Source organism: Vineibacter terrae, from assembly GCF_008039615.1.
GTDB lineage: Bacteria > Pseudomonadota > Alphaproteobacteria > Reyranellales > Reyranellaceae > Vineibacter > Vineibacter terrae.
The window spans coordinates 84,922-109,468 of the sequence record NZ_VDUZ01000006.1; the positions used below are offsets into that span (position 1 = coordinate 84,922).

The window sequence follows — 24,547 nt, forward strand, 5'->3', positions numbered from 1 at the left end:
ATGAAATCTGTTGCGGTGTTCCTGGCGGCTTTGGGCGCGGTGTTGGCATTGTCGGCGTGCGCGCCGGCGGCCGGCGATCCGCCCGCCAAGCCCGCCGAGACGCTGATCCTGCACGGCAACCTGACCTACCGCGAACGGATTGCCTTGCCGCCGGGCAGCACCGCCGAGGTGACGCTGGCGGATGTCTCGCTCGCCGACGCGCCGGCGCCGGTCCTGGCACGCCAGACGATCGCGCTGCAGGGTCGCCAGGTTCCGGTGCCTTTCAGCCTGACGCTCGATCGCGCGCAGCTGAAGCCGCGGATGCGCTACAGCGTGCAGGGCAGGATCCAGGACAGCCGGGGCAACCTGTTGTGGATCACGGATACCGTGAATCCCGTCGACCCGGTATCGCCGGCCAGCGACATGGGCACGCTGGTCCTGGTGCGCGCGAAGGCGCCACCGCAGGCGGCGACACCGCCCCTCAAGGGCACCGAATGGGTCGTCGAGGATATCGGCGGTGCCGGCATCATCGACCGGTCGCGGGTGACGATCCGCTTCGGCGACGACGGGCGCCTCGGCGGCCGGGGCGGGTGCAATTCCTATGGAGCGCCTTATGCGCTGACCGCCACGGGCATCAAGATCGGTCCTGGCGCATCGACGCAGATGGCCTGTGCGCCCGCCCTGATGCAGCAGGAGATGACGTTCCTGCGCCTGCTCGAGCAGGTGCAGCGGTTCGAAATCAGGCCCGACGGCGCGCTCGTGCTGACGGCCGGTGACGGTCGCCGGATCGTGGCGCACCGTTAACAGCGAAACCCATCATGAGCGAATATCAGTACTACGAGTTCCGGGCGATTGATCGCCCGCTGGATGCGGCGGCGCAGGCGGCGCTGCGGAAGATATCGTCGCGCGGCGAGATCTCGGCGCACGGCTTCGTCAACAGCTATCAGTGGGGTGACTTCAAGGGCGAGCCGCGACGCCTGATGGCGGACTGGTTCGACTTGTTCATTCATTGGACGAACTGGGGAACGCGCAGCCTGATGTTGCGCGTGCCGCGTCGCTACCTCGATCCAATCGCGGTGAAGCCCTATGTGGTGAAAGGCGTTGTCGAGGCGTGGACGGCCGGTGACAATACGATCATCGCGTTCGACCGCTCGCCCGAAGAGGATCTCGATCCTTTCCTCGAGGACGAGGCCGGAATGGCGCAGTCGATGATCGCTTTGCGGGATAGCGTCCTGCGCGGTGATTTGCGGCTCCTCTATCTCGGTTGGCTGATTGCTGTGCTCGACGGTCATGTAGATGATGGCAGGCCTGAGCCGCCGTGTCCGGCCGGACTTGGCACGTTGTCAGGGCCACTCAAGGCGCTTGCTGACTTTTTCATGCTGGATCAGGATTTGGTCGCCGCGGCTGCCGAGGGCAGCACGGACGACAAGCCCGATCAGGTCGAGCCTTCGACCGCGGAGCTGAGCGCTTTCATCGAAACCCTGCCCGACCGGGACAAGACGGTGTTTCTCCGTCGTGCCGTGCTGGAGGGCGACTCTCATGTTCGCATCGATATCGTCCGGCGCTGGGCGCAGGCCGCTGACGGGCTGACCACCGTCGCAACACCAGCCGATCGGCCGCAGCGCCGGGCTCGTGACCTGCTGGCGGGTGCCCAAGCGCAGGCGCAGCGTCGCGCCCAGCGGGAGGCGGCTATGGAAGCGCAGCGCCAGGAGCAGGCACGGCGCGCTTTGGCCAAGCGGCTGGACGCGCTGGCACTGCGCGTTGAGGCAGCGTGGCAGGACGTTGAGGCTCACATCGGCACAAAGCAACCCGAGGCTTATGACAAGGCAGTTGCATTGCTGCAGGATCTCGGGCAGCTGGCGGATCGCGACGGTGATCGGGCCGCTTTCGATCGTCACCTGAAGGACCTGCTGAACCGCCATCAGGGCAAGACGAGCTTCCAGAATCGCCTTCACAAGGCTGGATTGAAGGGCAAGCGAGCATGAGCAAGCAGGATGTCTCGAACCTCAAGATCAACGGCGACCGGCTGTGGGACAGCCTGATGGAGCTGGCGACGATCGGCGGCACCGAGAAGGGCGGCGTCTGCCGCATCGCGCTGACCGATCTGGACCGCCAGGGGCGTGATCTCTTCGTGCGCTGGTGCAAGGAGGCAGGCTGCGAGATCCGCGTCGACAAGGTCGGCAATATCTTCGCGCGCCGTCCCGGTCGGGACAACACGAAGCCCCCGATCATGACCGGCAGCCATCTCGACACGCAGCCGACCGGCGGCAAGTTCGACGGCTGCTACGGCGTGATGGCCGGGCTCGAGGTGATCCGCGCGCTCAACGATCACGGCTACGAGACCGAGGCACCGCTCGAGGTTTCGGTGTGGACCAACGAGGAGGGGTGCCGCTTCGCGCCGGCGATGACGGCATCGGGCGTGTTCGGTGGCGTGTTCACGCTCGACTATGCGCTGTCGCGCACCGACCCGGACGGCGTCACGTTCGGGGAAGCGCTGAAGCAGATCGGCTATGACGGCCCGGAGGCGGTCGGAGGCAGGCCGGTCGGCGCCTTCTTCGAGGCGCATATCGAGCAGGGCCCGATCCTGGAGCGTGAGGACAGGACCATCGGCGTGGTGACGGCGGCGCAGGGCCAGCGCTGGTACGAGATCCAGTGGACCGGCATGGAAAGCCATGCCGGCACGACACCCATGGAAGGGCGCCGTGACGCGCTGCTGGGCGCGGCCCTGCTTATCGCCGAGGCGCGCAAGATCGGCGCCCGCCCCAACGGCCGCTCGACCGTGGGCGTGATCGAGAGCAAGCCGCAATCGCGCAACACGATTCCGGGCCGTGTCTTCATGACGCTCGATTTCCGCCATCCCGACGACGCCGAGCTCACGCGCATGGATGCCGAGATGCGGGCCGCCGCGGCGCGCATCGCGTCCGAGCACGGGCTCGAGGTGAAGATCGAGCAGATCTGGTACTTCCCGCCGACCCCGTTCGATGCCAAGTGCGTGGCGGCGGTGCGCGCCGCCGCCGAGAAGGCCGGCCTGCCGCACATGGACATCGTGAGCGGGGCCGGCCATGACGCCTGCTACGTCGCCAAGGTGGCGCCCACCGGCATGATCTTTGTGCCCTGCAAGGACGGCATCAGCCACAACGAGATCGAGGACGCGCGCAAGGACGACATCGCGGCCGGCTGCCAGATCCTGCTGCAGGCCATGGTGGAGCGCGCCAACGCCTGAGCCGCCCCCGTCATGGTGGCGCCGCGCGGTCGGCGCCACGCTACACCTCGATCCGTCCGCCGAGCTCGATCACCTGGTTGTTGGGGAGCTGAAAGAAGTCGGCGGCATTGGACGACGAGCGCGACAGCAGCAGGAACAGCTTCTCCTGCCAGCGCGGCAGCACGGTTTGCGCCGCCGGCACGAACCGGCTCTGGCCCACAAAGTACGAGGTGCGCATCGCATCCCATGGCAGGCCGCGTTCCTGCAGCTGCGCCAGGTCGCGCGGCACATCCGGCGTCTGCATGAAGCCGTACTGCACCACCACGCGCTGCAGTCCCTTGCCGACGTTGTGCAGCACCAGGCGCTCATCGTCGGGCACATGCGGCTGGTCGAGCACCCGGACGGAAGCCAGCAGAACCCGCTCGTGCAGCACGTTGTTGTGCTTGAGATTGTGCAGGAGGCTGCGCGGCACCTCATTCTGCAGCGAGGTCATGAACACGGCGGTTCCCGGCGCGCGGTGCAGCTTGCCGGGCTCGATGCGGTTGAGGAACAGGTCCAGCGGCAGGGCGTCGTCCTGCTCCTTGCGCACCACGACCTCGCGGCCGCGCAGCCAGGTCCACATGGTGATGAACACCACGGCGCCCAGGGCCAGCGGGATCCAGCCGCCGGTCGGCACTTTCTCCAGGTTGGCGGAGAACAGGGTGGCGTCGACGATTGCGAAGGTGCCGATGACGGCGATGGTCTGCGGCCAGCTCCACTTCCAGACGGCGCGGGCGAGCGCGCCGGCGAGCGCCGTGGTGATCAGCATCGTGCCGGTCACGGCGATGCCGTAGGCGCTGGCCAGCGCGCTGGAGGTCTTGAACTCCAGAACCAGCGCCACAACCCCGGCCATCAGCAGCCAGTTCACGGCCGGGACATAGATCTGCCCGAAGGCGCTTTCCGACGTGTGCAGGATGCGCAAGCGGGGTGTCAGGCCCAGCAGCGCGGCCTGCTGTGCCATCGAATAGGCGCCGGAGATCACGGCCTGCGATGCGATCACCGTCGCCATCGTCGCCAGGGCGACCATCGGGTAGAGCCCCCAGGAGGGCACCAGCAGATAGAAGGGATTCTCCAGCGCCGCCGGGTCACGCAGGATCAGCGCGCCCTGGCCGTAGTAGTTCGCCATCAGCGATGGCAGCACCAGCGCCAGCCACGCCAGCCGGATCGGCCGCGGGCCGAAATGGCCCATGTCGGCGTACAGGGCCTCCGCGCCGGTGATCGCCAGCACCACCGCCCCCAGCGCCAGGAAGCCGATCAGCCCGTGGCGCAGGAAGAAATCGACCCCGTGCACCGGATTGAGCGCCTGCAGCACGCCCGGATTGTGGGTGATCTCGACCAGGCCGAGGACCAGCAGGCAAAGGAACCACAACGCCGTGATCGGTCCGAAGAAGGCGCCGACGCCGCCGGTGCCGAAGCGCTGGATGGCGAACAGCGCCACGATCACGCCGACGGTGATGGGCTCGATGTAGTGGTCGAAGGTCGATGTCGTGACCTTGAGCCCTTCGATCGCGCTCAGCACGGAGACGGCGGGTGTCAGGATGCAATCGCCGTAGAACAGGGCCGCGCCGGCGATGCCGAGCACGATGTAGAGGCGCCGCCGGCGCGTGGCGATCGATTCGGAGCTGGAGACCAGCGCCATCAACGCCAGGATGCCGCCCTCGCCGCGGTTGTCGGCGCGCATCAGCAGCACGACGTATTTAAGGGTGACGACGCCGACCAGCGCCCAGGTGATGAGGGACAGGATCCCCAGCACATCTTCCGGCACGGGCTTCAATCCGGTCGCGGCGCCGAAGCACTCCTTGACCGTGTACAGCGGGCTGGTGCCGATATCGCCATAGACGACACCGAGCGCCGCCAGCGTCAGCGGCCCCAGCCGGCTGGCAGCAGGGACGGCGCCGGTGGCGGCGGCTTGCGATGCGGTCATGCAGGGAACAACCCTCTCGTGGCGGGTTGGCGAGCGCGAGTAGCCCTATGATACCGACATTGGCTATTTCAGGAAGGGGTTGTCGCCGCTGCGGCCCTTGCGGCGCGGCGGGAAGTTCTCACTGAGATAGTCGACGATCAGTGCGCGGTCGGCGTCGTCGGGCTTGGCCATGCCGTGGCGGTCGATCATAAGCTGGAAGGAGGCTTCCCACAGCTCCCGGCTCAGGCCCTGCTGCTTGATCAGGGCGGTGCCGTGGCAGGCGGCGCAAAGGTAGAACGTCTCGTCGCGGCCCTTGCCCGGCGGCAGGGAGTCGATCGTGTCCTGGTGGTGGGCGTCGGGCGGCAGGCTGCGCGGGATGGCGCCCTTGGCCAGGGTGCCGCCACGCGCCGACGGTGCCGGCGCGGCAGCGGCGCTGGGAGCCGGCGCCGGGGTCGGCGTGACGGCAACCGGGACGGCCGGTTGGCGCAGGACGCCGGCGCGGTCGAGCGCCAGCGTCACGACCAGCGCCAGGATCGAGACCGTGATGGCCGTGACCGGCTTCATGCCTCGACCAGCACGGCGACGCGGCTGATCGGGTTGCCGCCGTAGCCCTGCGGGTTCCAGTTGCCGGCCTGGAAGGGCTGCGTGACGCCCTTGGTGTCAGTGGCCTTGCTCCAGATCTCGTAATAGCCGGCGCTGGGCAGGTCGATGGAAGCCGTGAAGCGCTGCCACGCGAACTTGTTCACCGGTGCCTTCACTTCGGCCTTCTTCCAGGTCACGCCGAAATCGATCGAAACCTCGACCGACTGGACGGCGTTGTCGCCGGCCCAGGCATGGCCGCGCAGGTCGATCTTGCGCGTGCCGGCCGCCAGTCGCGTGCCATGCGCCGGGAAGGTGACCACCGAGCGTACCGGCATCGATTCGAGGATGACGGTATCCTTCTCGTCGCCCTTGCTGCCGGGCACGATGGGCTTCCTGGTCATGCGATACGAGAAGCCGCCCATCCCGGGACCATCATGCTCCTTGTCGCGCACCCAGATGCGGTTGAGCCACTTGGCCGACGTCGAGCCGGCCCAGCCCGGCACGACCAGCCGCACCGGCGCGCCGTGGATCAGCGGGATGTCCTTGCCGTTCATCCGGAAGGCGATCAGCGTGTGCTCGTCCATCGCCTTCTCCAGGCGCACGCCGCGCGAGATCGACGGCTTGGTCGCGTCGCCGGAGAGATGCGGATCGGCGCCGTAGTGGCCGGTATAGACCGCGCTCGACTTGAGGCCGGCGGCCTTCAGGACATCGGCCAGCCGCACGCCCGTCCACTCGGCGCAGCCGGCGCCGCCATTGGTCCACTGGTTGCCGCGCGCCTCGGGCACGAAGAAGGATCGGCCGTTGCCGCCGCATTCGAGCATCAGCGTGTGCGTGACGTTGGGGAAGCGCGCCATGAGATCACCCAGCGTGATCTCCATCGGGCTGTTCACCTCGCCGTCGATCTTGATCTTCCATGCCTTGGGGTCCGATGGCATCGATGCCGGGTCGGGTGTCAGCCCGTTGTTGCGCACGAAGAACTTGTCCGTCGGCGTCACGTCGTCGTCCAGCAGGTGCGCCGGCGTCTCGGCCACCAGCGGCTTGTCGCCCAGCACCGCCAGCTCGGCCTTGCCGTCCATCTTCAGGACCTTGGGCCCCTTGTCGGCGGCCGGGCCGGCCTGGGGCTGCTGGGCCGGTTGCGCCATCGCCGCCGGCACGAGGCCCGCCGGCATCATCGCGGCAAAGGGGATGCTGCCGCCGACGGCCGCGCCCATGCCCGCCAATCCGGCGTTCTTGAGGAAGCCGCGACGCGAGTCGCCGGTGCGCCGGCCGAACACCAGCGCGTCGGCACGCTCCGGGTCGTCGGCGTAAAGCTCATGCAGACCGCGCTCGCGCTTGCTTGCCATGTTTTTCCTCCCTTGCTCCCGTGACCGGAGCCTACGGCTGGATGAACGCGCCCACCGTTTGCCGCACCCAGCTGAAATGAATGCGCTCTTGCTCAAGTCGCACGCCTTCGCCCAGGCGGTTGCACCGCAGATCGTCGAACAAGGCTTGCTCTGCCGGCGTCAGGCGGCCGAGCGGCGCGATGTAGCGGCTATCTTCCTGTCCCCAGAGGGTGCGGTGAATCGTCAAGGTCTCGCGATCCATCAGAAGGGACTGCGCCTGCGGACAGACGGCCCGTAGCCGGTCGAGGATCGCAAAGCCATGCGTATCGATGTCACCCCAGTAGTGCAGCTCGACGTTCTTCATCCAGTTGATCTCGCCGAGCCGGTCCAGGCCATAGCCAAGTCCGAAGATGATAAGGCTCTTGGGCACGCTAGGGAAGGTCAGGCCGTTGATGTCGTTCTCGGTTATGAATACACGCTCAAGCGGCAGATGGAGCCGGGCAAACTCCGCGGTCGGCACGGTCAGATCGCTGAAGCCGCAGATGCGCAGATCCTGATCCAGGACCCGGAAGCGAACCAGCAGGGGTTTGGAGACCAGTCCGTAGCGCTGCTCGAAGCCTCTGGAGCCGGCGAACCGTTGATCGATGGCGTCCTGCGGCAGCACCAGGTCGAGCAGCTCGGCCAGAAGCCCCTTCTGGGCTTCGATGAACTTCGTGTCGACGCCTGGAATATCGATCTGTCGAAGGTACATTCCGGCGCGCGGATGGGCGGCGAACCAGGTCAGCACCGCGAGAACCCGCTCCCAGTTACCGACATTCTCCAGCGCCACCAGCGGTTTGCGCGCCAACCAGCCGCAGAGCATCGGGAAGCGCGCCAGCGTGCCTTCGGCCAGGCTGTGAAACTGTGCCGCCTGGCGCTGGCGGCCGATCAGGCGCAGGGCATCGGTCTCGCTCGCCAACCGGACGGCGGTCGGCACGCGGTTGCGGCCCAGCAGGCGATGATTGATCTCGCTCCACGCGATGTCATAGCCGTAGCCTTGCCGCGCCCTGCTGCCGTCCTCCAATGTGCGGATCCAGGCCCGCGCATCGTCGAAGCGTTCCGATAGCGCGCGCCCATCCGGGCGCCTGAGGGTGAGCGTCATCGGAAACAGGGAGGCTCCGGTCAGCGGCGCAGCAAGTATCTGGCCACGTTGCCAGGCTTTCTCGATTTGGCTTCGGATGTCCGCGGGTGTGGTCCAGCCAGTTGACCCGGTCATGAGGCGCGCGCATCCCTTTCCGCGCGGTACTCATCGATCGTGAGATTGCGCAGCATCGACTGACGGCCATCCTCATTGTGCACGAAGCCGACATTGGCGACGTAAGGCTCGATGATGTGGATCTTCTGCAGCGGCGTGACGATGAGGAGCTGCAGGTTCATGCGCCGGAACAGCTCGAGCCCATACTGCGCCGATTCGTCGGAGCCGCGACCAAAAGCCTCGTCGATCACCACGAAGCGGAACGACCGCGGGCGGGCAGTGCCGCGTTCCAGGCCGAACTGATAGGCGAGGCTGGCGGCCAGCACGGTATAGGCGAGCTTCTCCTTCTGGCCGCCGGACTTGCCGCCCGAATCGGCGTAGTGCTCGTGCTCGCGATCATCTTCGCGCCAGCGTTCCGACGCGGAGAAGGTGAACCATGTGCGCACGTCGGTCACTTTTTCCGTCCAGCGGCGGTCGAGCTCGATGGTGCCGTCGCGGCCCCGCAGGCGCTCGATGATGCGCTTGACCTGCAGGAATTTGGCTTCGGAGTACGCCGCGTCGTCCGATCCCGTCAGCGTGCCTTCGGTGCAGGCCCGCAGGTCGTTCTGGAAGTCGCGGATCTCGATGTCGGTGCTGGCCTCGACCTCCAGCCGGATATAGCGGCCGGGACCGTAGTCGATCTCGCGCAGGGAGCGGTTGATGCTGTCGATGCGCTCGCGGATGGTCTGGCGTTCGCGGTTGAGCTGCGACTGGAAGTTGGCCACCTCGCGGATCGTGTTCTCGTTGAGCAGCTCCTTGAAGCGCTGCTCGAAGCGCGGCAGGTCGTCTGCTCGAAGCCGTTGCAGAATGGCGCGGTACTCGTTGGCGGCCGCGACGCTGGCATCCATCTCCTGCGCGTCCAGCGGATAGGCCTGACAATAGGACTCCATCGCCTTGATGATCTTCTCCGTCAGGCGTTCGGCCTTTCGGTCTTCGGCATCGATACGAGCCTGCAGCCACACCCGCATCTCATGCTCCCGGTTGTCGCAGGACTCCACTGTCAGCGTGTGCGTGCCCAGCGCATCGTCGCGCATCGCATCGAGGCGCGCGAAGCAGTCGGCGCGAGCTGCCTCCGGTGTCGCCGCCAGCAAAGCCTCGCAATCTGCCAGCTGCGCCACCGCCTGGGTGCGGCGGTCCTCGGCGACGTCGTGCTCCTTGCGGGTCTTCTTGAGATCGTCCTCGGACTTGTTCAGCGCTGCGTCCACGCCGGCGAGCTGCCGTTGCAGGGTGTGCAGGACGTCGGAGGCCTCCTCCAGCTGGCGCCGCTCCTGGTCCAACCGCTCGATCTCGATCACCAGCGGCTTCCAATCCAGCTCCTGGAAGCTCTCGAAGATCGCCAGTTGCTGCAACGTTATTTGCCGGGCCTGCAGGCTCTTGCGCTGGGTATTCAGAGCCGTGATGCGCACGGCGGCCTGCTGCATGCGCTTCTGCATCTCGCCGGCCTGCCGTTCCAGCGCCGCGATCTTGCCGTCATTGGACCAGCCCAGCACATAGCGGGAGCGGTCGCCGATCGCGTGGCGGTCATCCTTCTCGTGACGCTCGCCGCGCGCCTTGACCTGCCCGGTCCGGGTGATGGCGCGGTCTTCGCGCCGGAACTCCTCCAGGCTGGCGCAGCAGGCGTAGTCGAAGCGCTGCGGCAGCTCCGAATCGAGCCAATTGTAGAACGGCGAATCAGGCTGGACAGAGAGCTTGCGCACCAGCGAACGCGGTCCTGTGGCGACGCGCTCGGCACGCCGTTCGCGGACCCGATAGTAGACCAGGCGGCCGCCCAGATGAGTGCGGTCGACCCATTCGGCGACGCGGGCATAGTGTATGTCGGGCACCAGCAGCGAGATGCCGAAATTGTGCAGCAGCCGCTCGATCGCGCCTTCCCAATCCCGCTCCTGCTCGCGCACCTGGATCAGCTCGCCGGCGAAGGGCAGGTCGTCCTCGCGCAGGCCCAGCGCGCGGCACAGGCCGTCGCGGATGTCGAGCATGCGTGCCGGAATGCTGGAACGCCGCCGCCGCAGAGAGTCGACCTCTGCCGCGATCTCGTCGTGCTGCTGCTTGAGCTGGCGGAACGCGACATTGGCGTCGGTGAGCGCGTTCTGCGTGTCGGCGTCGCGCGATTCGGCTGCGTCACGCTCGGTCTCGATGGCGCGTTGGTTGGCGGTGAAGACGGCCACGTCGGTGGCGGTGGGCAAGCCGGCGTCATGCGCGAGCGCGTCATACTTTTCGGCGCGGCGGGCACGTTCCGCCTTGCTGGTTTCGCGTTCCTTGATGTCCACCTTGAGCCGCTCGATCCGGTCGCCGCCGTTGTCGGCGATGGCCTGCCTGATCTGGTCGCGTTCCGCTTGCTGCGCGCGCCATGTTCCGTCGAGCTGATCGATGCGGGCTGCCAGCCGACGCAGGTCGGCATCGAGATTGGCGGACCGTTTGCGCAGCAGGTCAGCCTTGAGGCCGGCGAACCAGGGGCGCAGGGCATCACGGCAGGCGCGCAGCGTGGCGGTGCTGGCGGCAATCTCCGCCAGGCTGTCGCAATCGGCGACCAGCGGCGCGAGGCGTTCGATCTGGTCCTTGGCCTTGAGCACGGACTCGTGAGCACGGTTGAGGTCGTCGAAATGCTCGATCAGGGCCGCCACGCGCTGCTCGACAGGAAAAGCCGCCAACATGTGCTCGCGCACGAACTCGGTCAGGTTGCCGACGGACTTCATGGAGACCGTCTGGTAGAACAGGTCCATTGCCTGATCGTTGTCGATGCCGAAGCGGCGACGATAGGCGGCGCCGTAGGGCGGGAAGCTGTCGTGGACCTCCGTCCCGGCCATGGCGCGCAGGCGCTTGCGCAACGGATCGATCTCTGTGCCGAAGCCGGTGAAGTGCTCGGCGATCGATAGCGCTGAATCAGCCACGATGTAGAGCCGGGCGGGCTGGCCGTTGACGTCCCTGAACCAGAGAACCTGGGCGAGGGTGACGTCCTGCTCCAGCTCCTCGTTGAGGAAGCGGGCAAGGATGACCGAATGGCTGTTGCGGTCACGCAGCGCCACCGGCTTTGCCGACAGGCTGGCTTCGCTGCGCTCCGACTTGTAGTGGCCCAGCACGTAGGTGCGCAGCGTGCGTTCGCGCATCTCGGCACCGGCGGCCTTGTTGTAGGTGATCTTTTGGGATGGCACGAGCAGCGTGGTGATGGCATCGACCAGCGTCGACTTGCCCGACCCGATGTCGCCGGTGAGCAAGGCATTGTCGCCACGCAGGTTGAGCGGCCAGACGCGGTGATGGAAGGTGCCCCAGTTCAGGACCTCGAGACGGTGCAGCCGGAAGCCGGCTCGCTTGCCAAGCAGTTCGGGCGCCAGCAGGGGCAGCTGAAGCGCGGGGCCACTGTCGTTCATGGCGTGTCGTCCTTGCGGTTCACGCCACCGGCGACATGGGCGCGGTAGTCGGCCAGCCGGCGCTCGAGCTCACCCAGCCACTGCGCATCGACAAAAGCCTTGAGAATCCGGCGCACCTCGAGCTGATCGTTGCGGCCGCGCAAGGGCCTGAGGAAGCCGATCTCGACAATTCGGTTGATATGGATGTCGATGCGGTCGGCCAGCCGGGCTTCGTTGGCGGTATCGGGCATGAACAGGCGCACGAGGTCGACGATCTCCTCGCGGCCGAGGATCAGGCGCGTGTCGCCGCTGCTGGCGTCGAACTCGGCGAGCTTCTTGCGCAGCAGCGCCAGCAGGAGGCTGACGGGAAAGGCGAGCGGCCGGCGCGACACCAGGCGGGGCAGGGCGGACGCATCGTCGCTGGCCGGCCGCTGGCGCAGATAGGCGTAGCCTTCGGCCTCGTCCAGGATCAGCTCCAGCCCGAGCACGCCGACATATTCTCGTACCCGCGCTTGCAGGCCGAGCAGGGATTGCCACAGCTGCGGATCGTTCTCCTGGTAGGTCACGCCCTTCATCAGCGCGATCAGCACTGGCGACAGCGCCGCGTTAGGATCGGCGCTGGTCATGGCCGGCTCACCTCGCGCTGGAAGATCACCTGAGGCAAGACCGCTTCTCGGGTGATGCCGACGGCGTCGGTCCAATGCAGATGCTGCGTATGATCGTCGTCGATGACAGCCGCGCGGTCGTCGGCCGCAAGGCTCATATAGGCGATCAGCTCCGCCAGCCCATGCTCCAGCGGATGCTCGCGCACCAGCTCGGCCAGCGTGATCTGGTTGCGAATCTGCAGGGCCCGGCGGACATTGGCGGCAAGCCGCGCCTTGTCGATCCGGATCTGCTCGAAGAGCGCGTCGGCCGGGATGTCCTCGTCACCGGCCAAGGCCACGGCGTCATCCAATGTGGGCTTGAAGGGCGGTGTGAACAACGGGCGGTCGAGCGTGAGGTCGAGGTCGGGCGCGGTCTCGTCAAGGCTGATCAGGGGCTTGTCCGGCGGCTGGTGGCGGATATCCAGCGCATGCTGCTCGATCTGGCGGATCAGGTTCATGATGCGCCGGTTCTCCAGCCAAGCTTGGTCGTCGAGATAGCGGCGCAGCTGCTGCGACAGCCGGGCGACCGTGCGCTGGGCGACCTCCCCGGCCTCCAGCCAATCATAGTGGATGCGCAGCAGCCGCAGGTCCGGCGCCAGCTCCTTGACGGGCGCCAGGTCGAACACGGCCTGGAGCAGCGCCGACAGCTCGTCCTGCCGTGCCGGGGACATCAGGAAATCCCAGAAGGCGCGGAAGCTCTTGCCCTGGTCGGAATCGGTGATGGCGTCGCGTTGTCCCAGGATGTCGTGCAGCAGCGCCCCCTTGCTGGCCTCCCACGTGGCAATGCGCTCGCGCACCGCCCGGTCGAGGTTGCGGAAGTTCTGCTCGACCTCGCGGAAGTCCGACAGCAAGCCGCGCGCGGTGGCAGCCATCTGCAGGAAGCGGTCCTTGATCTGGGTCTCGTCCATCAGGGCAAGCTGCCCGTCGCGGATGCGCCGGATCTCGGCGTCGATCTTGGCCCGGCTCTGCTCAAGCGCAGCCACGCGTGCGGTGGGATCGAGCTCGGTGCCCTGCACGATCTGGCGCAGCAGCTCGAAGACCGTCATCAGCCGCGATTCGGTGCCGATGAACTGCCGCTGCGTCAGCCCGGACAGCCAGTCGATGGCACGCTCCGTGGCCGGCGTGATGTCGTAGTGCGGCTCGTCATTGCCCGGCGGGTAGTACTTGCGCAGCCAGCCGCGCTCGTCCGCCGCCCAGTCGTCGAGATACTGGATGGCAGCCTTGGGGAAAAGATCGGACCGCAGCTGCTCGCGCAAGTGGAAAAGGTGGTCGTCCAGCTGCGCCGCCAGCGCCTGCTGCGCCAGCGTGCGCACATTGGGCTGCACGAATGCCTGAAACAGGAAGCTGACGATCAGCGGCGCGTGGTCGGCAGCCAGCAGGCGCCAAGCCGGGTGTGTCCGGCGCAGGAATTCGATGGCCTGGTAGTCCATGACGGTGGATTGTTCGATGTTTGTTCCGGTTCGGTCAAGCGCTTCTTCAGCGGACCGCCTGGGCTTCCCGCATCTGCCGCCGGCGGGTCCGGTTCATCAGCCAGCCGGCGATGATGATCGCGACCGCCACGACCGTCACGATGATGGTGGCGAGCACGTTGATCTGTGGGCTCACCCCCAGGCGCACGCTCGAATAGATCAGCATCGGCAGGGTTTGCGACTGCGGCCCCGCCACGAACTGGGTCAGGATCAGATCGTCCATCGAGAGCGTGAAAGCCAACAGCCAGCCCGAGACCAGGGCGGGTGCGATCAGCGGCAGGGTGATCGTCCGGAACACGGTCGAAGGGCGAGCGCCGAGATCCATGGCGGCTTCCTCGACGGCACGGTCGAAGTCGGCCAGCCGCGACTGGACCACCACGGCAACGTAGGCGACCGAGAACGTGATATGGGCGACGGCGATGGTGGTGAAGCCGCGCTCCGGCCAATGGAAGAGCTGGTCCAGCGCCACGAAGAGCAGCAACGTGGCGATGCCCATGATGACTTCGGGCATCACCAGCGGTGCGGCGATCAGGCCGGTGAAGGCCGTGCGGCCGATGAAGCGCGGGTAGCGTGCGAGCGCGAAGCCGGCCATCGTCCCCAGCACGGTGGCGACGCAGGCGTTGACCAGCGCGATCTGGAACGACAGCAACGCTGCATCCAGCATCGTGTCGTTGCGCAGCAGCTCGCCCCACCATTTGAAGGAGAAGCCGCCCCAGACGGTGACCAGCCGCGACTCGTTGAAGGAATAGATGATCAGCGTGAGGATCGGCACGTAGAGGAAGGCGTATCCGAACGCCAGCGCAGCGAGGAGGAGGCGGGGAGTCCGGCCGCTCATCCGCTTCAGCCCCTGGCCATCTCGCGGGCGCGGGCCCGCTGGAAGAGCACGATGGGGATCACCAGCACCACGAGCATGGCCATCGCGACGGCCGAGGCCATCGGCCAGTCGCTGTTGGAGAAGAACTCGTCCCACAGCACCTTGCCGATCATCAGCGTCTCGGTGCCGCCCAGCAGGTCGGGGATCACGAACTCGCCGACCGCCGGAATGAAGACCAGCAGGCAGCCGCCCACGATGCCGGGCAGCGACAAGGGCAGGGTGACGGTGAGGAATGCCCGCCACGGCCGGGCGCCGAGATCGGCCGCCGCCTCCAGGAGCGAGACGTCCAGCTTCTCCAGCACGGCATAGAGCGGCAGCACCATGAACGGCAGGTAGGCATAGGCGATGCCGAGATAGATCGCCCATTCCGTGCCCAGGATCGTGCCGGGATCGGCGACCAGGCCGCTGCCGCGCAGGAACTGGTTCAGCAACCCATTCTCGGACAGGATCCCCATCCAGGCATAGATGCGGATCAGGAACGAGGTCCAGAACGGCAGGATCACCGCCATCAGCAGCGGTCCGCGCCAGCCCGCCGGTGCGCGGGCGATGGCGTACGCCATGGGATAGCCGATCAGCAGGGTGGCGAGCGTGGCGATGGCCGCGATCCGCAGCGAGTTGAGGTAGGCGGCGGGATAGAGCGCATCGGCGAAAAGCTGGACGTAGGTCTTGCCCGAGCCCGTCAGCGTCACCGGCGGCACCGTGTCGGGCGTGTTCTCGCCGAGGCTGATGGCCGCCACGATCAGGAAGGGCGCCGCGAAGAACAGCAGCAGCCACAGATAGGGCAGCGCGATGACCAGGCGGCGGCCCCAGGCGATGCCGTGCGTCGATGCCATGCCGGTGGCGCTCATCGCGGCATCACCACGACGGCTTCCGGGGCCCATGCGATCCGCACGGCATCGCTGCGCGCGATCACGCCCGCGTCGCGCCGGTCGGCGTTCATGCGCGTGATCTGCACCGCAGCCCCCGTTTCGAGCGTGACATGGAAGATCGACTCGTCGCCGAGATAGACGATGTTGCGCACCTTTCCGGCGCAGCCGGCGCCGGCTCCTTCCTTGTGCAGCGACAGCTTCTCCGGCCGGATCACGATCGCGATCGGGCCAGCCTGCGTCATGCCGTTTGCCGGCGCGCTGATCTCGCCGCCCAGCGGATCGCAGCTGATGCGCAGCATGCCGTCGGCGTGGCCGACGATCTCGCCCTCGAAGATGTTGGCCAGCCCGATGAAATCGGCGACAAAGCGGCTGTTGGGCTGCTCGTAGATCTCGGCCGGCGCGCCCACCTGCCGGATGCGGCCCTGGTCCATGACGGCGATGCGGCTGGCCATGGCCATCGCCTCATCCTGGTCGTGCGTCACCATCACGAAGGTGATGCCCAGGCGCTGCTGCAGCTCGGCCAGCTCCAGTTGCGTGCGCTCCCGCAGCTTGCGGTCCAGCGCCGCCAGGGGCTCGTCCAGCAGCAGCACCTTGGGCCGCTTCACGACGGCGCGCGCCAGCGCCACGCGCTGGCGCTGGCCGCCGGAAAGCTGGTGCGGCCTGCGCTGGGCATGGGCGCGCAGCTCGACCAGGTCCAGCGCCTGCATCACGCGCTCGGCGATCTCGGCCTTGGGCAGGCGCTCGCGCTCCAGGCCGTAGGCGATGTTGCGCGCCACGGTCATGTGCGGGAACAGGGCGTAGGACTGGAACATCATGTTGACCGGCCGTGCGTAGGGCGGCACGTGGGTCACATCCACATCGTCGATGAGGATACGGCCCTCGGTCGGCGTCTCGAAGCCGGCCAGCATGCGCAGCAGGGTGGTCTTGCCGCAGCCGGAGCCGCCCAGCAGCGCGAACAGCTCGCCGCGGCCGATCTCGAGATCGACACCGGCCACCGCGGTGACGTCATTGAAGCGTTTGACGACTCCGTCGATGCGGATGAGCGCGGCTGCGGTCACGATTGTCCTTCATGGTTCGACACCATGAAGCCCGCTCTTTCCGCCATCATCTGCCTGTCTTGATGTTGGTCCACAGCCGGGTGCGCAGCCGCGTCTGCTCCTGGTCACCCGGGCTGATGGTGAAGAGCTTGGCGCGCACCGCTTCCGGCGGATAGATCAGCGGATCCTCGGAGATTTCCTTCTTCATCAACGGCACTGCAGCCTTGTTGCCGTTGGCGTAGCCGACGGCGTCGCTCGAGGCGGCCGCGACCTTGGGGTCGAGCAGGTAGTCGATCCAGCGGTGGGCTTCCTCGACGTTCTTGGAATCCTTGGGGATGGCCATCACGTCGATCCAGAGCTGCGAGCCCTCCTTGGGGATGGCGTAGTTGACGGTGACCGCCTGGGGCTTGGCCTTGGCGCCGCGGTCGCGTGCCTGCAGGATGTCGCCGGAGAAGCTGAAGGCGACGCAGATGTCGCCCCGGGCCAGCGCATTGATCATCTCGGCGCTGGTGAACTTGCGGATCGAGGGGCGCACCTTGCGCACCACATCAGCCGCCTTCTCCAGGTCTTCCGGCTTCTTGCTGTCGGGGTCGAGGCCGAGATAAAGCAGCGCCGCCGGCAGCACGTCGGTGGGGCTGTCGAGCAGCATCACACCGCAATCCTTGAACTTCGCCACCGTCTGGGGATCGAAGATCAGCTTGAGGCTGTCGACCGGCGCGTCGGGCATGCGCTTCTTCACCTCCTCGACGTTGTAGCCGATGCCCGTGGTGCCCCACATCCAGGGCACGCCATGCTCGTTGCCGGGATCGTACCTGGCCAGCGCCTTCATGATCTCGGGATCGAGGTTGCCGTAGTTCTTGAGCAGCGCCTTGTCGATCGGGCGGAAGAGGCCGGCCGTCTTCTGGCGCGCGAAGTGCGGCGACATGGTCGGCGTCACGACGTCGTAGCCCGACCGGCCGGTCCTCAGCTTGGCATCCAGGATCTCGTTGGTGTCATAGGTCGTGTAGTTGGCCTTGATGCCTGTGGCCTGCTGGAACGCCTTGGGGGCGTCCTCGGCGATGTAGTCCGTCCAGTTATAGACGTTCACCACCTTGCCCTGGCACCAACCGTCGGCTGCGCCCAGTGCGAGCGTGAGAGCCGTTGCGAGGGAAAGGAAGCCATGCTTCATTTTCAGGCGCACTCCTCTGGCATGAAGCTGTCGTCGGCGGGATGTTTGCGACGCATGGCGGGGAAACGCAAGCCTCGCCTGCGCCGGCCTCAGACGCCAAGATACCGATGCTGCAGCTCGACGTCGGCGGCGAGCTCGGGCGAGGTGCCGTCCCAGACGACGCGGCCCTTCTCGACGATGTAGTGGCGGTCAGCCAGCCCGATCAGGGCGCCGACGTTCTTGTCGATCACCAGGATGGCCTGGCCCTCGCCCTTGAGCCGGCGCAGACAGGCCCAGATCTCCTGGCGGATCAGCGGCGCGAGGCCTTCGGTCGCCTCGTCCAGGATCAGCAGCCGCGGGTTGGTCATCAGCGCGCGGCCGATCGCCAGCATCTGCTGCTCGCCGCCGGAGAGCTGGTTGCCCATGTTGGCCTGCCGTTCGGCCAGCCGCGGGAAGAACTCGTATACCAGCGGCAAGGTCCAGGGGCTGGGGCGCGCGTCGCGGTTGGCGGCGGCCGCCACGAGGTTCTCGCGCACCGTCAGATTGGGGAAGATCTGGCGTCCCTCCGGCACCAGTCCCAACCCGAGGCGGGCGATCCGGTGCGACGGCAGGCCGGCGATATCGCGGGATCCCAGCTCGATCGTGCCGGCCTTGGGCGGCACGATGCCCATGATCGAATGCACGGTCGTGGTCTTGCCCATGCCGTTGCGGCCCATCAGCGTCACGACCTCGCCGGCGCCGACCTCGAACGCCATGCCGAACAAAACCTGGCTTTCGCCATAGGCCGTGATCAGCCCGCTCACCTTCAGCATGGCAGGCTCCCGCGGCGGCCGAACCGGACTGTCATCCCGAGCGTAGCGAGGGATCTCCCGAAAACGAAGACTCCATTCGCGGGAGATCCCTCGCTGCGCTCGGGATGACGGAGGTGCCGAACCATGTCAGCCACTCTCCGCCTCGCCGAGATAGGCGGTGCGCACCGCCTCGTTGGCCCGGATCTCGGCCGGCGTGCCGGTGGCGATGGCGCGGCCGTAGACCAGCACCGTGATGCGGTCGGCCAGGGCGAAGACCGCATCCATGTCGTGCTCGATCAGCAGCATGGTGCGCCGGCCGCGCAGGCGGCGCAGCAGGTCGACCATGCGCGCCGACTCCTCGGGTCCCATGCCGGCCATCGGCTCGTCCAGCAGCAGCAGCCGCGGATCGCATGCCATCGCCATCGCCACCTCGAGCTGGCGCTGCTCGCCGTGCGACAGGCTGGCGGCAGGGTCGTCGGCGCGATGTGCCAGGCCGACTTCCTCCAGCGCGGCCCGGCCCGGCGCCCGCAGCGAGCGGTCGGCGCGCGCCGACCGCCAGAAGCGGAACGAGTGGCCTTGGCGGGCCTGCTCGGCCAGCGCGACGTTGTCGAGCGCCGTGAAGTCGCGCAGCACGCTGGTGATCTGGAACGAGCGCGACAGGCCCAGCCGCACCCGCGCCGCGGCCGGCAGGAGGGTGATATCGCGCCCGTCGAACGTGATGCGGCCGGAGTCCGGCTGCAGGAAGCCCGACAGCTGCGCGATCAAGGTCGTCTTGCCGGCGCCGTTGGGGCCGATCAGCGCGTGCACCTCGCCGGCGCGCACGTCGAGCGACAGGCTGTCGGTGGCGACCAGGCCGCCGAAGCGCTTCACCAAGCTGTCCACCTTGAGCATCGTCTCAGCCATGGCGCGGCCGGCCGAACAGGCTGTCGATGCCGCCGCGGGCGTAGAGCACGACCAGGATCATGATCGTGCCCAGGGCGATCTGCCAGTACTCGGCCAGCCGCAGCCATGCATCGAGCGTGCCGATGGCGGCACCACCGAGCACGGCGCTGATGCCGCCGTGCAGCCAGGTGAGGACGAGCCGCAGCAGGCTCGGGAGGAACTCCTCCAGCAGCAGGAAGGCGATGGCGCCGTAGAGCGGGCCGAACAGGCTGCCCATGCCGCCCAGCACCACCATCACGATGAGATCGCCCGACCGCGTCCAGTGCATCATGGCGGGGGAGATGAACTCGGTGTGGTTGGCCAGCAGCGCGCCGGCCAGGCCGCAGATGGCGCCAGCGATCACGAAGGCCGCCAGCCGGTAGTGGAAGGTGGCGAAGCCCAGCGCCTGCATGCGGGTCTCGTTGGACTTCGTGCCGCGCAGCGCCATGCCGAAGCGCGCATTCACCAGTCGATGGACCAGCCACAGCACCAGCACCAGCACGACGAACGAGACGATGTAGAAGGCGACGATCTTGTCCAGGCCGCGTGTGGGCAGCAGGCCGGCGAAATCGCTGCGCCGGTTGATCGTCAGGCCGTCGTCGCCGCCATAGGCCTCCAGCCCGACGCCCACGTAGTAGAGGAGCTGGGCGAACGCCAGGGTGAGCATGATGAAGTAGACGCCGCGGGTGCGCAGCGACAGGGCGCCGATGGCGAGCGCCAGCAGCGCCGACAGACCGATCGCGAGCGGGAACTGCAGGAAGCCGTCCTGCACCCCGTGATGGGCCATGATGCCCACGGTATAGCCGCCCAGCCCGATATAGACGGCGTGTCCGAAGCTCACCATGCCGCCATAACCCAGGATCAGGTTCAGGCTGACGGCGGCGATGGCCAGGATCAGGACCCGTGTCATCAGCGTGAGCGCGAACTTCTGGCTGATGATCCCGGCAGCGTCGAGCCAGGGCGCGTACCATGGCAGCAGGCCCAGCAGCACCAGCAGCAGCGCCGTGATGCGGCCGCGCCAGGTCGTGAGCGGCGTCAGCAGGCCGGCCATGCTAGCCACGGGCACCGAACAGGCCGGTCGACCGCCAGACCAGCACGCCGGCCATCAGCAGATAGATCATCATCGAGGAGAGCGCCGGCGCCGCCGTGTTGGCGGCGGCGACCGACAGGAAGGTCTTCAGCAGGTCGGGCAGCAGCGCCCGGCCCAGCGTGTCGATCATGCCCACGATCATGGCGGCGATGAAGGCGCCCTTGATCGAGCCGATGCCGCCGATGACGATGATCACGAAAGCCAGGATCAGGATGTTGTCGCCCATGCCGATCGAGACCGTCACGATCGGCGCCGCCATCAGGCCGGCCAGCGCCGCCAGCACCGCGCCGAGGCCGAACACCAGGGTGAACAGCAGCTCGACGTTGATGCCCAGCGCCCCGATCATGGTGCGGTTGGAGGCCCCGGCGCGGATCCACATGCCGGTGCGGGTGCGCGTCACCAGCCAGTAGAGGAACAGCGCCACGGCGGCGCCGACCACGATCACGGCGAAGCGATACGTCGGGTAGGGCAGGTCGGGTGTCAGGTATATCGGCTGGTTCAGCCAGGCCGGCAGAGGGATGCGCCGCCCGTCGGGGCCCCATACCAGCCGCACCAGGTCGTTGGCGATCAGGATCAGGCCAAAGGTGGCGAGCACATGGTCGAGGTGGTCGCGCCGGTAGAGCTTGCGCGCCACCACCACCTCGACGATCACCCCCAGCAGCAGTGCCGCCGGCAGCGCCAGCAGGGCGCCGATCACGAAGGAGTCGGTCCAGGCGGTGAAGCTGGCGCAGAAATAGGCGCCGAACATGTAGAGCGAGCCGTGCGCCAGGTTCACGAGATCCATGATCCCGAACACCAGCGTGAGCCCGGCCGCCAGCAGGAACATCAGCAGCCCGAGCTGGATGCCGTTGAGTGTCTGTTCAATCAGCAGGGTCATGGCACTCTTCCCTTCCCCACGTCAGTGGGGAAGGTGGCGCGAAGCGCCGGATGGGGACCGCTCGTGGTGTTGATGACCAAGACCGCGTCGGCTCCCCTCCGCCCCTTCGGGGCACCTCCCCAACTGCGTTGGGGAGGGGAACGCCTCACTTCATCTTGCACTTGTCGCCGTAGGCGTCCTTGGCGTCCTTCATGGCCACGCCGACGGTCTTGAGCGTGTAGTTGCCGTCGGCGTCCTTGACCGTGTCCTGGATGTAGAAATTCTGGATCGGGAAGTGGTTGTTGTTGAACTTGAAGTCGCCACGCAGCGACTTGAAGTTCGCCTTCTTCAGCTCGGCCCGCAGCTTGTCCTTGCTCGACAGGTCGCCCTTCAGCGCCTCGACCGCCGAGGCGATGAGCATGATCGTGTCGTAGCTCTGCGCGCCGTAGAAGGACGGGTAGACGCCGTGCTTCTTCTTGAAGTCAGCCACGAACTTCTTGTTCTGCTCGTTGGGCAGGTCGTTGACCCAGGACTGCGCCCCGGGCACGCCCAGCGCCAGGTCCTTGAGCTGCGGCAGCGACAGCGCGTCGATCACGAACGCCGTGTAGAGCGGGATCGTGCCCTTCAGGCCGGTCTGGGCGTACTGCGACAGGAACTGCACGCCATGGGCGCCAGGGAAGAAGGTGAAGACGGCGTCCGGCTTGGCAGCGCGTATCTTCGACATCTCGGCCGAGAAATCGAGCTGGTCAGGCCACTTGGTGAGATCCTCGCCGACGATCTCACCCTTGAAGGTGCGCTTGAAGCCGGCCAGCATGTCCTTGCCGGCGGCGTAGTTGGCGCTGATCAGGTAGACCTTCTTGATGCCCTTGTCCTGGACGAACTGGCCCATGGCGCTGGGCGTCTGGTCGTTCTGCCAGGAGGTCGAGAAGTAGTTGGGGCTGCACAGCTCGCCCGCGATCTGCGACGGGCCGGCGTTCGAGCTGATCAGGATGGTGTCGCCGTCATCGGTGACCGTCTTCAGCGAGGCCAGCAGCACGTTCGACCAGATGTAGCCGCCGACGAAGTTCACCTTGTCCTGCTGCACCAGCTTCTCGGACTTCTGCTTGCCCACCTCGGGCTTGAACTGGTCGTCCTCGTAGATCACCTCGATCGGCTTGCCGGCCATCTTGCCGCCGAGATGCTCGACCGCCAGCTCGACCGAGCGGCGCATGTCCTGGCCGATCGAGGCTTGTGGCCCTGAGTAGGTCGAGATGAAGCCGATCTTGATCGATTGCTGGCCCCAGGCGGGCGCCGACAGCAGGCCCAACAGCGCCGCCGAGGCGAGAAGCCCTCTCTTCATGGCGGAAGTCTCCCTTTAAGCACATGACCACCGGTGTCCCCGCCACGTGACGCGGGCAGGTTTGGCTGGCGCGTATAGAAGCCGAAAACCGGTGGGGTCACAAACGTTTTCCCTTCTTGGGCGGCGGGACGAATTGGTCGTTGAGGCCGCTGGTTGAGGGCGATTTCGTAGTACCATTGCGCCATGTTCATCCGTTCCGATCAGGCCGGGCCGATCTACCAGCAGCTCTACCGCTGGATGCGCGAGGCGATCCTGCGCGGCGAGCTGCAGCCGGGGGCCCGGCTGCCGGCGACACGCACGCTGGCCCAGGATGCCGGCGTGTCGCGCAACACCATCCTGCTGGTCTACGACCAGCTGCGCGCCGAGGGCTATGTCGAGGGGCATGTCGGCGCCGGCACCTTCGTCGCCCGTGAGCTGCCCGACGACGTGCTGCGACCGCCGCCGCCGCGGTCGGCGCATCCCGAGGCTGTGGCCGACGGCGCGGCGCTGGGGATCTCGGCCTATGCCAAGCGGGCACAGATCATCCTGTCGCCGTCGATGGCGCCGTCGGTGCCCAATGTGCGCTTCGACTTCCGCTACGGCCTGCCCGGCGTCGCCGAGTTCCCGCGCGACATCTGGCGCCGGCTGCTGGCGCGCCAGGCACGGCGGTTCTCCAGCGAGACATCGCGCTATGCCCATCCCGCCGGCCTGCCGCGCCTGCGCCAGGTGATCGCCGACTATCTGCGCCGCGCCCGGGCGGTCGACTGCACGGAAGACCGGGTGATCGTGGTCAACGGCTCGCAGCAGGCGCTGGACCTGATCGCCCGCACCCTGATCGACCCGGGCGACAAGGTGCTGGTCGAGGAGCCGCATTACCTCGGCGCGCGCGAAGTGTTCCAGGCGGCCGGCGCCGAGCTGGTGCCGTGTCCGGTCGACGGCGACGGGCTCGACATCGAGCGCGCGCCGGCGGCGGCGGCCAAGGCCCGGCTGGCCTATGTCACGCCCTCGCACCAGTTCCCGACCGGGGCGGTGATGCCGCTGGCCCGCCGCCTGGCGCTGCTGGCCTGGGCGCGCAAGACCCGCGCCTATGTCGTCGAGGACGACTACGACAGCGAGTTCCGGTACGGCGGGCGCCCGGTCGAGGCGGTGCAGGCGCTCGATGCCGCCGGGCAGGTGATCTATGTCGGGACCATGTCCAAGACGCTGTTCCCGTCGCTGCGGATCGGCTTCCTGGTCCTGCCGCCGGCGCTGCTGAAGCCGGTCCTGGCGATCAAGCATCTGTCGGACCGGCATACGCCGACCTTGCCGCAGTCGGTGCTGGCCGACTTCATCGCCGAGGGCTACTTCGAGCGCCATGTGCGCCGCGCGCGCACGCAGAACGCGCGCCGCCGCGCGGCGCTCCTGGAGGCGCTGGCCCGCACCTTCGGCGACAGCGTGACGGTGCAGGGCTCCAACGCCGGCCTGCATCTGGTGGCGTGGTTCCCCGACCGGCCGGCGTCGGATACGGGCGTGATCGTCGCCACGGCCGCCGCGGCCGGCGTCGGCGTCTACCCGATCAGCCCGTATTATCTCAGCGAGCCCCAATCCGCCGGCCTGCTGCTGGGCTACGGCGCCCTGAGCGAGCGCGACATCGACGCCGGCATCCGCCTGCTGGGCCGTGCGCTGGGGCGGGAGAATTGAGGCTCCTCTTGCGGACGCGCGTGCTCTGAAAGGGTCGGCGCCATTTGCGCTATTTGCGGAGTTGGAATCCGCCAACGTTGACAAGGGTTTGCCGTGCACCGGCACGGCATGCGGCGGCAGCGCCATTGGCGCTATTTCGTGTCGGTGGAACCCGATCAGTATTGTGGGGACATGCATGGCATCACGCGACGGCGGTGCAGAGGATGT

Annotated in this window: 20 protein-coding genes; 4 read left to right on the forward strand and 16 right to left on the reverse strand. The window is 67.2% G+C overall.

Annotation, left to right across the window (positions count from 1 at the left end):
* From FHP25_RS07165 to FHP25_RS07175, 3 genes are read left to right on the forward strand one after another with little or no spacing between them, the layout of a single operon-like run.
* A complete protein-coding gene (locus tag FHP25_RS07165) occupies nucleotides 1–783 on the forward strand; it encodes a YbaY family lipoprotein (RefSeq protein WP_178133355.1) in 783 nt (260 codons plus the stop codon).
* A gap of 14 nt (nucleotides 784–797) precedes the next feature.
* Nucleotides 798–1,964, forward strand: coding sequence for a hypothetical protein (locus FHP25_RS07170; RefSeq protein ID WP_147846235.1), 1,167 nt, complete (start codon nucleotides 798–800; stop codon nucleotides 1,962–1,964).
* Nucleotides 1,961–3,202: a Zn-dependent hydrolase gene (locus tag FHP25_RS07175; RefSeq protein ID WP_147846236.1), complete on the forward strand. Its 1,242-nt coding sequence runs from the start codon at nucleotides 1,961–1,963 to the stop codon at nucleotides 3,200–3,202. The genes FHP25_RS07170 and FHP25_RS07175 overlap by 4 nt, the downstream gene beginning before the upstream one ends.
* Before the next feature lie 40 nt (nucleotides 3,203–3,242).
* On the opposite strand, the gene FHP25_RS07180 is transcribed toward FHP25_RS07175, so the two are convergent.
* The 16 genes from FHP25_RS07180 to FHP25_RS07255 all read right to left on the reverse strand — a co-directional run bounded on the left by FHP25_RS07180 (nucleotide 3,243) and on the right by FHP25_RS07255 (nucleotide 22,681).
* Nucleotides 3,243–5,144, reverse strand: a complete 1,902-nt coding sequence (locus tag FHP25_RS07180; protein ID WP_147846237.1) for a potassium transporter Kup — start codon at nucleotides 5,142–5,144, stop codon at nucleotides 3,243–3,245.
* Nucleotides 5,145–5,207: 63 nt separating this feature from the next.
* A complete protein-coding gene (locus FHP25_RS40705; RefSeq protein WP_178133356.1) occupies nucleotides 5,208–5,687 on the reverse strand; it encodes a hypothetical protein in 480 nt (159 codons plus the stop codon).
* Nucleotides 5,684–7,048, reverse strand: a complete 1,365-nt coding sequence (locus FHP25_RS07190) for a sulfite oxidase (RefSeq protein WP_147846238.1) — start codon at nucleotides 7,046–7,048, stop codon at nucleotides 5,684–5,686. Before FHP25_RS07190 ends, FHP25_RS40705 begins: the two co-directional genes overlap by 4 nt.
* A gap of 31 nt (nucleotides 7,049–7,079) precedes the next feature.
* Nucleotides 7,080–8,282, reverse strand: coding sequence for a DUF3322 domain-containing protein (locus FHP25_RS07195; RefSeq protein ID WP_147846239.1), 1,203 nt, complete (start codon nucleotides 8,280–8,282; stop codon nucleotides 7,080–7,082).
* Nucleotides 8,279–11,665: an ATP-binding protein gene (locus FHP25_RS07200; RefSeq protein ID WP_147846240.1), complete on the reverse strand. Its 3,387-nt coding sequence runs from the start codon at nucleotides 11,663–11,665 to the stop codon at nucleotides 8,279–8,281. Before FHP25_RS07200 ends, FHP25_RS07195 begins: the two co-directional genes overlap by 4 nt.
* Nucleotides 11,662–12,270, reverse strand: coding sequence for a DUF4194 domain-containing protein (locus FHP25_RS07205; RefSeq protein ID WP_147846241.1), 609 nt, complete (start codon nucleotides 12,268–12,270; stop codon nucleotides 11,662–11,664). The genes FHP25_RS07200 and FHP25_RS07205 overlap by 4 nt, the downstream gene beginning before the upstream one ends.
* Complete coding sequence (locus FHP25_RS07210) at nucleotides 12,267–13,718, reverse strand: DUF3375 domain-containing protein (protein ID WP_147846242.1); 1,452 nt, start codon at nucleotides 13,716–13,718, stop codon at nucleotides 12,267–12,269. Before FHP25_RS07210 ends, FHP25_RS07205 begins: the two co-directional genes overlap by 4 nt.
* A gap of 46 nt (nucleotides 13,719–13,764) precedes the next feature.
* Nucleotides 13,765–14,592 (reverse strand): ABC transporter permease subunit, encoded by an 828-nt coding sequence (locus tag FHP25_RS07215; RefSeq protein ID WP_147846243.1) that lies wholly within the window; start codon nucleotides 14,590–14,592, stop codon nucleotides 13,765–13,767.
* A 5-nt stretch (nucleotides 14,593–14,597) separates the two neighbouring features.
* Entirely contained in the window at nucleotides 14,598–15,479 is an 882-nt protein-coding gene (locus FHP25_RS07220; protein ID WP_231712230.1) for an ABC transporter permease, read from the reverse strand.
* Nucleotides 15,476–16,558 carry an ABC transporter ATP-binding protein gene (locus FHP25_RS07225; protein WP_231712232.1) on the reverse strand — a complete coding sequence of 361 codons (1,083 nt, stop codon included), beginning with the start codon at nucleotides 16,556–16,558 and terminating at the stop codon, nucleotides 15,476–15,478. The genes FHP25_RS07220 and FHP25_RS07225 overlap by 4 nt, the downstream gene beginning before the upstream one ends.
* Before the next feature lie 46 nt (nucleotides 16,559–16,604).
* On the reverse strand, nucleotides 16,605–17,705 hold the full coding sequence (locus FHP25_RS07230; RefSeq protein ID WP_147846246.1) for a polyamine ABC transporter substrate-binding protein: 1,101 nt from the start codon (nucleotides 17,703–17,705) through the stop codon (nucleotides 16,605–16,607).
* 89 nt (nucleotides 17,706–17,794) lie between these two features.
* A complete protein-coding gene (locus tag FHP25_RS07235; protein WP_147846247.1) occupies nucleotides 17,795–18,496 on the reverse strand; it encodes an ABC transporter ATP-binding protein in 702 nt (233 codons plus the stop codon).
* A 126-nt stretch (nucleotides 18,497–18,622) separates the two neighbouring features.
* The gene (locus FHP25_RS07240) at nucleotides 18,623–19,378 is read right to left on the reverse strand and encodes an ABC transporter ATP-binding protein (RefSeq protein ID WP_147846248.1); all 756 of its coding nucleotides are present in this window, start codon (nucleotides 19,376–19,378) and stop codon (nucleotides 18,623–18,625) included.
* On the reverse strand, nucleotides 19,371–20,447 hold the full coding sequence (locus FHP25_RS07245; RefSeq protein WP_147846249.1) for a branched-chain amino acid ABC transporter permease: 1,077 nt from the start codon (nucleotides 20,445–20,447) through the stop codon (nucleotides 19,371–19,373). Before FHP25_RS07245 ends, FHP25_RS07240 begins: the two co-directional genes overlap by 8 nt.
* A gap of 1 nt (nucleotide 20,448) precedes the next feature.
* Nucleotides 20,449–21,363 carry a branched-chain amino acid ABC transporter permease gene (locus FHP25_RS07250; protein ID WP_147846250.1) on the reverse strand — a complete coding sequence of 305 codons (915 nt, stop codon included), beginning with the start codon at nucleotides 21,361–21,363 and terminating at the stop codon, nucleotides 20,449–20,451.
* 145 nt (nucleotides 21,364–21,508) lie between these two features.
* The gene (locus tag FHP25_RS07255) at nucleotides 21,509–22,681 is read right to left on the reverse strand and encodes an ABC transporter substrate-binding protein (protein ID WP_147846251.1); all 1,173 of its coding nucleotides are present in this window, start codon (nucleotides 22,679–22,681) and stop codon (nucleotides 21,509–21,511) included.
* 183 nt (nucleotides 22,682–22,864) lie between these two features.
* Between FHP25_RS07255 and pdxR the strand changes: the two genes are divergently transcribed.
* A complete protein-coding gene (pdxR, locus tag FHP25_RS07260; protein ID WP_147846252.1) occupies nucleotides 22,865–24,340 on the forward strand; it encodes a MocR-like pyridoxine biosynthesis transcription factor PdxR in 1,476 nt (491 codons plus the stop codon).
* Nucleotides 24,341–24,547 lie beyond the last annotated feature (207 nt).

Coding starts and splice junctions, on each gene's coding strand:
- FHP25_RS07165 (WP_178133355.1), top strand. CDS start 1: ATGAAATCTGTTGCGGTGTTCCTGGCGGCTTTGGGCGCGGTGTTGGCA.
- FHP25_RS07170 (WP_147846235.1), top strand. CDS start 798: ATGAGCGAATATCAGTACTACGAGTTCCGGGCGATTGATCGCCCGCTG.
- FHP25_RS07175 (WP_147846236.1), top strand. CDS start 1,961: ATGAGCAAGCAGGATGTCTCGAACCTCAAGATCAACGGCGACCGGCTG.
- FHP25_RS07180 (WP_147846237.1), bottom strand. CDS start 5,144: ATGACCGCATCGCAAGCCGCCGCCACCGGCGCCGTCCCTGCTGCCAGC.
- FHP25_RS40705 (WP_178133356.1), bottom strand. CDS start 5,687: ATGAAGCCGGTCACGGCCATCACGGTCTCGATCCTGGCGCTGGTCGTG.
- FHP25_RS07190 (WP_147846238.1), bottom strand. CDS start 7,048: ATGGCAAGCAAGCGCGAGCGCGGTCTGCATGAGCTTTACGCCGACGAC.
- FHP25_RS07195 (WP_147846239.1), bottom strand. CDS start 8,282: ATGACCGGGTCAACTGGCTGGACCACACCCGCGGACATCCGAAGCCAA.
- FHP25_RS07200 (WP_147846240.1), bottom strand. CDS start 11,665: ATGAACGACAGTGGCCCCGCGCTTCAGCTGCCCCTGCTGGCGCCCGAA.
- FHP25_RS07205 (WP_147846241.1), bottom strand. CDS start 12,270: ATGACCAGCGCCGATCCTAACGCGGCGCTGTCGCCAGTGCTGATCGCG.
- FHP25_RS07210 (WP_147846242.1), bottom strand. CDS start 13,718: ATGGACTACCAGGCCATCGAATTCCTGCGCCGGACACACCCGGCTTGG.
- FHP25_RS07215 (WP_147846243.1), bottom strand. CDS start 14,592: ATGAGCGGCCGGACTCCCCGCCTCCTCCTCGCTGCGCTGGCGTTCGGA.
- FHP25_RS07220 (WP_231712230.1), bottom strand. CDS start 15,479: ATGAGCGCCACCGGCATGGCATCGACGCACGGCATCGCCTGGGGCCGC.
- FHP25_RS07230 (WP_147846246.1), bottom strand. CDS start 17,705: ATGAAGCATGGCTTCCTTTCCCTCGCAACGGCTCTCACGCTCGCACTG.
- FHP25_RS07235 (WP_147846247.1), bottom strand. CDS start 18,496: ATGCTGAAGGTGAGCGGGCTGATCACGGCCTATGGCGAAAGCCAGGTT.
- FHP25_RS07240 (WP_147846248.1), bottom strand. CDS start 19,378: ATGGCTGAGACGATGCTCAAGGTGGACAGCTTGGTGAAGCGCTTCGGC.
- FHP25_RS07245 (WP_147846249.1), bottom strand. CDS start 20,447: ATGGCCGGCCTGCTGACGCCGCTCACGACCTGGCGCGGCCGCATCACG.
- FHP25_RS07250 (WP_147846250.1), bottom strand. CDS start 21,363: ATGACCCTGCTGATTGAACAGACACTCAACGGCATCCAGCTCGGGCTG.
- FHP25_RS07255 (WP_147846251.1), bottom strand. CDS start 22,681: ATGAAGAGAGGGCTTCTCGCCTCGGCGGCGCTGTTGGGCCTGCTGTCG.
- pdxR (WP_147846252.1), top strand. CDS start 22,865: ATGTTCATCCGTTCCGATCAGGCCGGGCCGATCTACCAGCAGCTCTAC.